The sequence below is a fragment of the Microcoleus sp. Pol10D4 genome, from assembly GCF_036701555.1.
GTDB lineage: Bacteria > Cyanobacteriota > Cyanobacteriia > Cyanobacteriales > Microcoleaceae > Microcoleus.
On record NZ_JAUBRA010000121.1, the window covers coordinates 1 to 8,861 of the forward strand.

The 8,861-nt window shown below is 46.0% G+C and carries 3 protein-coding genes; 1 reads left to right on the forward strand and 2 read right to left on the reverse strand.

Annotated features, from left to right (window positions below; genetic code table 11):
* Window positions 1-116: 116 nt before the first annotated feature.
* Together QUA36_RS30065 and QUA36_RS30070 are read right to left on the reverse strand one after the other, a co-directional pair.
* Window positions 117-5,657: a HAMP domain-containing protein gene (locus QUA36_RS30065; RefSeq protein ID WP_333460024.1), complete on the reverse strand. Its 5,541-nt coding sequence runs from the start codon at window positions 5,655-5,657 to the stop codon at window positions 117-119.
* Between the two features lie 282 nt (window positions 5,658-5,939).
* Complete coding sequence (locus tag QUA36_RS30070; RefSeq protein ID WP_333460025.1) at window positions 5,940-8,054, reverse strand: FAD-dependent oxidoreductase; 2,115 nt, start codon at window positions 8,052-8,054, stop codon at window positions 5,940-5,942.
* Window positions 8,055-8,308: 254 nt separating this feature from the next.
* Here QUA36_RS30070 and QUA36_RS30075 point away from each other — a divergent pair, with 254 nt between their 5' ends.
* Window positions 8,309-8,728, forward strand: a complete 420-nt coding sequence (locus tag QUA36_RS30075) for a hypothetical protein (protein ID WP_333454336.1) — start codon at window positions 8,309-8,311, stop codon at window positions 8,726-8,728.
* Window positions 8,729-8,861: the final 133 nt, after the last annotated feature.

Sequence of the window (8,861 nt, forward strand, 5' to 3'; positions counted from 1 at the left end):
GTTGACTGTTGACTGTTGACTGTTGACTGTTGACTGTTGACTGTTGACTGTTGACTGTTGACTGTTGACTAATGACTGCTGACTAATGACTAATGACTAATGACTAATGACTTCTTTCATCTATAAAGCCAGACACGCAGCAGGGAGAGCAACTGTTCCGTATCAACAGGTTTGGTAATGTAGTCAGACGCACCAGCTTCGATACATTTTTCCCGATCGCCCTTCATAGCTTTCGCAGTCAGAGCAATCATTGGCAAGGAAGCAAATTGAGGCATATTACGAATTGCTTGCATTGTTTCGTAACCGTCCATCTCTGGCATCATCACGTCCATCAACACAATATTTATCTCAGGCGTATTTTGCAATTTAGCAATGCCCTCTCTGCCATTCTCAGCATACTCAATTTTCATCTTATGGCGCTCCAGCATACTCGTGAGGGCGAAAATATTCCGCATATCGTCGTCAACTATCAAGACTGTTTTGCCCGTGAGCGTCGAATCTGTTTGATACAATTGCTCTAGCATTTGGCGCTTCGGTTCCGGCAAATTTGCTTGGACTCTGTGCAAAAACAAAGCTGTTTCATCTAACAAACGTTCCGGCGATCGCACATCTTTAACAATAATTGTTTCCGCCATGCGCTTGAGTTGAGTTTCTTCTGTTCTAGTCAACTCTTTGCCCGTATAAATAATAATCGGCAGACTTTTCAAAGTAGCATCTTGCTTGATCTGCTCAATCAGTTCAAAACCAGTCATATCTGGCAGTCCCAAATCGAGGACGATGCAGTCAAAATGCCCCGATTTCAAAGTTTCTAGCGCCTCTGCACCACTCCCCACAGCCGTTGTAGAAACATCGTGATTGCCGATTAAATCCACAATGCCCAGACGCTGTGTTTCGTCGTCTTCCACAACTAGCAAATTCTTCACGGGCCTCTCCACAAACCCCTTAATATCAGTTAAAGCTTTGCTCAAAGCTTCGCGACTGACAGGCTTTTGTAGGTACGCGATCGCCCCTAACTGCAAACTGCGCTGCCGCCCTTCTTCAACTGATACAATGTGAACCGGAATGTGGCGCGTACTTGGGTCGTGCTTCAAGCGATCGAGCACTGTCCAGCCATCCATCACAGGCAAATTTAGATCCAGCATAATCGCAGTTGGCTTGAACTCTCGCGCCATCGCCAAACCGATATCGCTTCGCAAAGCCACCAAACCTTTGAAACCCTGTTCCTGCGCCATATCCAACAGAATCCGAGCGAAGTTTACATCATCCTCGACAATCAACAGCACGCGATCGTCATTCTCAATATTTTCTCGGTCATCTAAGATTAAAGGTGAGGGGTAAGGCGCGATCGGCAAGTTGAAATTCGGCGAAGGAACTGCTGAAGAAATAGCCGATGGCAATTGAGCTATTTGCTTGGCCATTCCCGATTCCTGATCATTCATTATTCGGGATTCTTGGTAAGTTTGCGGCAGATAAAGCGTGAACCTACTACCCTCACCAGGGCGACTTGTCAATTGAATTTCTCCCCCTAACAAATTAGCAATTTCTCTACTAATTGACAAACCCAAGCCCGTTCCCCCGTATTTGCGGCTAGTGCTACCATCAGCTTGTTGGAAAGCCTCAAAAATAACCCGGTGTTTTTCAGCAGAAATCCCAATCCCCGTATCGCTAACTGAGAAAGCCAAAACAGTAGGGGAATTCCTTAAACTTTCTATCTCTAAACTCCACCCTTCCCGCGCTACTTCGACACACAATTTTACCTCACCTCGCTCTGTAAACTTAAACGCATTCGAGAGGAGATTCTTCAAAACTTGTTGCAGCCGCTTAGCATCAGTATAGAGACCTTTTGGCAACCCACCCTCAAGATCAATTTTAAAACTCAACTTCTTATCCTGGGCGATTTGGCGGAAAGTTCGATCCAAATGATCTCGCAAGTCCCCAAACAACACTTGCTCAATTTCCACCGACATCGTGCCTGATTCAATCTTAGCGAGATCCAAGATGTCATTAATCAGCCCCAGCAAATCATTTCCCGCCGAGTAAATTGTGCGCGTGTATTCAACTTGCTTCTGAGTCAAATTACCCTCAGTATTGTCAGAAAGCAATCGAGCCAGAATCAACAGCGAATTCAGCGGAGTTCGCAACTCGTGAGACATATTTGCCAGAAACTCCGACTTATACTTAGAAGTTAGAGCCAACTGTTCGGCTCTTTCTTCCAACAACCCCCTCGCCTGTTCTATATCTCGGTTTTTCCGCTCAACTTCCTTATTTTGCAGCGCTAGCAATTCAGCTTGTTCTTCTAGTTCTTCATTCGTTTGTTGCAACTCTTCCTGCTGACTCTTCAACAGTTCCTCCGATGCACGGAGCGACTGCGCTTGTTGTTCGAGACGCTTGTTAGTTTCCGTTAGTTCTTTTTGCTGCGTTTGCAACTCTTCTGCCAAAGACTGTGACTGTTTTAGCAACTCTTCCGTCCGCATACTCGCCGCAATTGTATTTAAAACAATGGCGATACTTTCTGTAAGTTGGTCGAGAAACGTCAAGTGTATTTCGCTGAAGCGGCGGAACGAAGCTAACTCGATTACTGCCGTCACTTCTCCCTCAAATAATACGGGTAAAACCACGACATTCAACGGCGTAGCTTCTCCCAGACCCGATCCAATCTTAACGTAGTTTTCCGGCACTTCAGTCAACAGTATTCGTTCCTTTTCCAGGGCGCACTGTCCTACCAAACCTTCGCCTAAATGGAATCTATTTCCTAACTGTTTGCGTTCGCGGTATGCGTAGGTACTTAAGAGTTTGAGAAACGGATCATGCTCCACACCTTCCATCATAAAAAATACGCCATGCTGAGCAGAAACCAGGGGCGTCAATTCTGAGAGAATTAGTTTAGAAACAGTTTCTAAATCCCGCTGACCTTGTAGCATTCTAGTGAACTTAGCAAGGTTGGTTTTCAGCCAATCTTGCTCAGTATTCTTCTGCGTCGTCTCCCGCAGATTGGCGATCATCTGGTTAATGTTGTCCTTAACAATCGCAACTTCTCCTTCAGTGGCGACGGAAATTGACCTCGTTAAATCGCCTCTGGTAACAGCAATTGCCACTTCGGCGATCGCCCGCAGTTGAGTAGTCAAATTCGCAGCCAATTCATTCACATTATCCGTCAAATCTCGCCACGTCCCCGCCGCGCCCGGAACCTTCGCCTGGCCGCCCAATTTCCCTTCAATTCCAACCTCCCGCGCCACTGTAGTAACTTGATCGGCAAACGTCGCCAGCGTATCAATCATCTCGTTAATCGTATCTGCCAGAGTCGCAATTTCTCCCTTAGCTTCCAGCATTAATTTGCGCTTCAAATCGCCATTCGCCACCGCCGTCACAACCTTAGCAATACCCCGCACTTGCGCTGTCAAATTTCCCGCCATCGAGTTTACGTTGTCGGTTAAATCTTTCCAAGTTCCCGCAACTCCTTTCACCTCAGCTTGACCGCCCAATTTACCCTCAGTTCCCACCTCCCGCGCCACCCGCGTTACCTCAGAAGCGAAGGAATTAAGCTGATCCACCATCACGTTAATAGTATCTTTCAACTCCAGAATTTCGCCTTTGACATCGACGGTGATTTTCTTAGACAAATCGCCATTTGCCACCGCTTTCGTCACTTCCGCAATATTCCGCACCTGCGCCGTCAAATTCCCCGCCATCAAGTTAACATTATCAGTTAAATCTTTCCAAGTTCCCCCTACACCCCGCACGTAAGCTTGCACACCTAATTTACCTTCCGTTCCTACTTCCCTAGCAACTCTGGTTACTTCTGATGCGAAGGAACTCAACTGATCCACCATGATGTTAATCGTGTTTTTCAGTTCGAGAATTTCCCCTTTCACATCTACTGTGATTTTTTTAGATAAATCACCATTTGCTACAGCCGTTGTCACTTCGGCAATGTTACGCACTTGTGCTGTTAAATTCCCCGCCATCGAGTTAACTGAATCCGTTAAATCTTTCCAAGTTCCAGCAACTCCTTTAACTTCAGCTTGCACCCCTAATTTCCCTTCGGTTCCTACTTCTCTGGCAACCCTAGTTACTTCCGACGCAAAGGAATTCAACTGATCCACCATCGTGTTGACGGTATTTTTTAACTCCAGAATTTCACCCTTAACATCTACAGTAATTTTCTTGGATAAATCGCCATTTGCCACCGCAGTAGTAACAGCCGCAATATTCCGTACTTGCTCTGTCAAACTACCCGCCATAAAATTAACTGAATCCGTTAAATCCTTCCAAGTTCCTGCTACGCCTCGGACATCTGCTTGACCGCCGAGTTTACCTTCGGAACCCACTTCCCTAGCAACCCTGGTTACTTCTGATGCAAAGGAATTAAGCTGATCCACCATCACGTTAATGGTGTTTTTCAGTTCTAAAATTTCGCCTTTAACCTGTACCGTAATTTTTTTAGATAAATCACCGTTAGCAACCGCCGTTGTCACCTCAGCAATGTTGCGAACTTGTGCTGTTAAATTCCCCGCCATTGAGTTAACTGAATCCGTTAAATCTTTCCAGGTTCCTGCTACTTCCTGCACTTCAGCTTGCACGCCTAACTTCCCTTCGGTTCCCACTTCCCTAGCAACCCTAGTTACTTCAGATGCGAAGGAATTTAACTGGTCAACCATCGTGTTGACGGTGTTTTTGAGTTCGAGAATTTCGCCTTTAACATCGACGGTAATTTTCTTGGATAAATCGCCCTTTGCCACAGCGGTTGTCACTTCCGCAATGTTCCGCACTTGGGCTGTCAAACTGCCTGCCATGAAGTTAACGCTATCCGTTAAATCCTTCCAAGTTCCCGCCACTCCTTTAACTTCTGCTTGACCGCCGAGTTTGCCTTCGGAACCCACTTCTCTCGCCACCCGCGTTACTTCAGATGCGAAGGAATTTAACTGATCCACCATGATGTTAATCGTGTTTTTCAGTTCGAGAATTTCACCTTTAACATCTACTGTAATTTTCTTGGATAAATCGCCATTTGCCACAGCAGTCGTCACGTCGGCAATGTTCCGCACCTGTGCCGTAAGATTCCCGGCCATTGAGTTAACTGAATCCGTTAAATCTTTCCAGGTTCCGGCAACTCCTTTAACTTCAGCTTGGACGCCTAATTTCCCTTCTGTTCCTACTTCCCTAGCCACCCGCGTTACTTCCGACGCAAATGAACTCAACTGGTCTACCATTGTGTTAACAATTTGCGCTGTTTGGAGGAATTCTCCTTTGAGGGGTCTGTCTTCTATTTCTAGGGCGATGGTTTGCGATAAATCTCCTTTTGCTACGGCCCGAATTACTCTGGCGGTTTCAGATGTTGGTTGCACTAAATCTGTAATTAGGGTATTGACAGAGTTGACGCTAGCTGCCCATGACCCCTCGGCGCTGCCGATGGTGGCTCGCTGGGCGATTTTGCCTTCTTTACCGACAACTGTGCCGATCCGATCGAGTTCGGCCGCCATTTTCTGATTGAGCTCGATAATGTCGTTAAGTTCGTCAGCAATTTTTCCCGCTAGACCGGTCTGGTCTATGGGCATCCGAACTGAAAAGTCCCCTTTTTTGACTGCGACTAAGGTTCTAAGTAACTGTTTGGCATAACCATTATTGGAATTGGGGCTTGTTATCTGTGCAGTTGACATGACCGTTACCTTTGACGAGTTTGAAGGGGAAGGGGGGAATATTTTTGAGATTATTGATATTATCCGACTAAAGCAGTGTCTGATTGCTTCTATCGAAAGATAGATGACAAATTGCTGTTTATCAACTCTTTAGTTATTTGTTATTTTATACTGGTTAGCAGGCTCTTCCTGGTAACGAGTTAATTGTGGGGCGTCAGGAACAGGCCCGAAAGCCTGTTCCACAAAGAGTGAATTTTATTGTGCGGCGGGCATCCTGCCCGCCCTACAGATTACCAACTGCCATTATTTCCAATTTTGCCACGAACTATTGAAAATAGAAGTACCCGGAAAGGCGATCGGATTAGCATTTTGTTGCAACCGCAACTGCAACACTTCCAAGTTCGGCTCGCGGGATGGCAATTCGTCCACTAATTCATAAGGTAAAATCCCCTTTTCTAGGGAAAAGGCAGCCGTAACTCCCGCCGCCGCACCGGCAGACCATTCAAAAGAATGCACTCGATAAGCAGCCGCCGCTGTGTGGCTAACAGCAATACTTTTACCCGCCACTAACATATTGTCAATTTTCTGAGGAATCATTGCCCGCAGCGGAATTTGGAACGGATAAGCTTGCCCTTGACCTTTGCGAGTGCCTTCGCGTTCGGTATTTCCTGGTGCTTCCGGGGGACTGTTAGTCATGCAGGGGTGAAAGTCGATCGCATAATGACCGATACCCACAGAATCAGGATAAATCGTAGCGCGCGATCGCGATGTTGTATCCTCAACAGATTGACTTCCCACGGCCAAAGCCGGCGCATTCAAACCACCCACAGCCAACCACAAATTGCGATACTCTTCCTCCGACAAATTCTGGCGATAAAAATCAGCCGTAAAGTCAGTGCGAGACATATCAACTTCCCACACCGTAAAACCTTGAGGCTGATTGAAACTCGGCCGGCCAATAATACGCCGGCCCTCCCGCATATAAGGATATTTAGAAAGTCCGTGCGCCGTCCCCATCGGCGAATCCAACCCGCTCAAAAAACGATTGTTTGGATTAGGCTTTTTGACTCCTTCTCCTAACTGCGAGTCAGTAGTTCCTGTTACCAGCCAGTAGAAAAATCCTTTGGCATTTTCCTCTCCTCTTCGCAAAGTTTCCGTTCGCAAACCGCCCATCCATCCCCCCGGTTGCAGTTGACCATCTGCTGACAACTGCTCGCGAGTGTAAATTAAATTATCTTGAGAATTGCCGGGACGATAGTCATTGCCCCAAGTCCAGTTTTGCATCGAAATATCCCCCGGATAAATCGGGTATTGCTTAGGGTCTGAAGGTCGCTTTTGATCCGGTCTCATGCTCCTGATTTGGCGGTAGGTGAAAACTAAAGGAAAGCTAGCCAATCTCTGCAATTCGTAACTGTAGTAAGGAGCGTATTGTTGATAAAAAGACGGCACTTGATGCTGCTGCGGTTCCTTCGTTGCCTGCATCGCAAAGGTGTAGGTAAAACCTTGAGTGCAGTAAGCGTCGCCGGTTGGGCTGGCGGAGGAAGGTTCAAGAGGGGAACGCGGGTCAATTCCGAGGCGGTAGGGAACATCCGCAAGTCCGATCAATTCTCCTGTTTCAGTGGCATCTACAACATACCAATCAGCACCTCCCCTACTGCCAGAAGGGGAGGAACTTGTGGAATTCCCCCCTCTTCTGGGGTTAGGGGAGGTTGCAGATGCTTTAGGAATAAACCGAATAATAGTTTTGTTAAATCGCGGCGAATTTTCGTAGCGATAGGCATCTTCGATAGTCTGAGAAAGAGTTTCGGTGTTGATTGGCGGGGTGTTGGCGGCCGGTTTGTGTTGAATGGCGATCGCACTTTTAATTTGTTGACCCCCTACCGTATTCCCCGCCACAGCAGGAGTAATTCCTAGTTCTTTAATAACTGTATTGGGAAACCATTTCAGCGTGCCTTTGCCTTTTCTAGCGGCATCCTGCAAGATGTTAAATAGAATTTTGTGACCGTCGTAGGGCATGAAACACGAATAGCTAACCCAACAGCCTCCGGGATTTAGCCTGCCGTAATGTTCCTTGATCCGCTCCCGCAATTCTAGGTAGCCACGGGGGTAAAATAAGAGCGATCGCTGAGTCTCTCTTTCATCGAGTGCGGAAGTTCCCTGGGAGGAAATTTGACCGCCTACCCAGTCAGTAATTTCAGTGAGGCAAACTGTGCGCCCCGCCAGCAAACCTTCGTAAGCGGTAGCAGCACCTGCGAGCCCGCCGCCTGCTACTAAAATGTCGCAAGTTTCTGCATTGTCTGGATTACGCGGAGGTTCGGCAAATACTGGCGAAATGCTCCCTATCGCGGAAATTATGCCCAGGGTGAGGCTAAGAATCGATCGACCTTTGAGCAAAAATAGATAGTGTCTCAGTTTCATCGGAGATTGTGGAATTAATTTTGACATCGCGTGAAAAACACTCATCCCATCTAAATGTTTATTTTGCAGTATACTGGTATTTCGCGGTGTTGTCAGGGAAAACTTTTTTAGAGAAGAGGCATTAATACCAGCAACAAATATTGAACAGCCGGATAAAACTTATGCTCAAGATTGTCAAATTTTTTAGGTCATTGATTCCTTTTGAGAGTTTAACAATTACCACCAGTTTAACTTATTCGGAAGTTTTACGCAGGTTGGACGAAGTTGTTACTTCTCCCAAAGTTTTTAGAATTATTATACCCTTTAGCCAGCCACCTGCGAAACCCTATGAAGGAACGATTTCTGGCAAAACCTTCAAAATTAATCGCATCATCATCGGTAGACATTTATTGTTCCCAATTATACAAGGAGATATACATAATCAACAGTTCGGTTGTTCCATCAAAATTAGGATGAGTTTACATAAAACAGTTATAGGATTTCTAATTCTTTGGCTGTGGACAACTGGCAGTATTGGAATGTTTGCTTTATTTGCTTGGTTAGTAGAACCATCCGTGGGAGCCATATTTTTACCAATCTTAGGAATGTTTATTTTGGGCTGGCTTTTGTGCTTGATTCCCTTTAAGATAGAAGCAAAAGCCGCTACAAAATTTTTAGCGATTCTCTTAACATAAAGGAATTTATTACGACAATATTTTAGCTGTATTATTAAAAACAATTGGGCTTCATCTGGGGAGCATCTCAGTTTTGTAAAAAGCATTTTTTTTATTGTAGTGCGAGCGTCCCCGCTCGCGTATTGTACAATAC

Excerpts from the sequence above, each read along its gene's own strand:
- QUA36_RS30070 (WP_333460025.1), bottom strand. The coding sequence starts at position 8,054 with ATGAAACTGAGACACTATCTATTTTTGCTCAAAGGTCGATCGATTCTT.
- QUA36_RS30065 (WP_333460024.1), bottom strand. The coding sequence starts at position 5,657 with ATGTCAACTGCACAGATAACAAGCCCCAATTCCAATAATGGTTATGCC.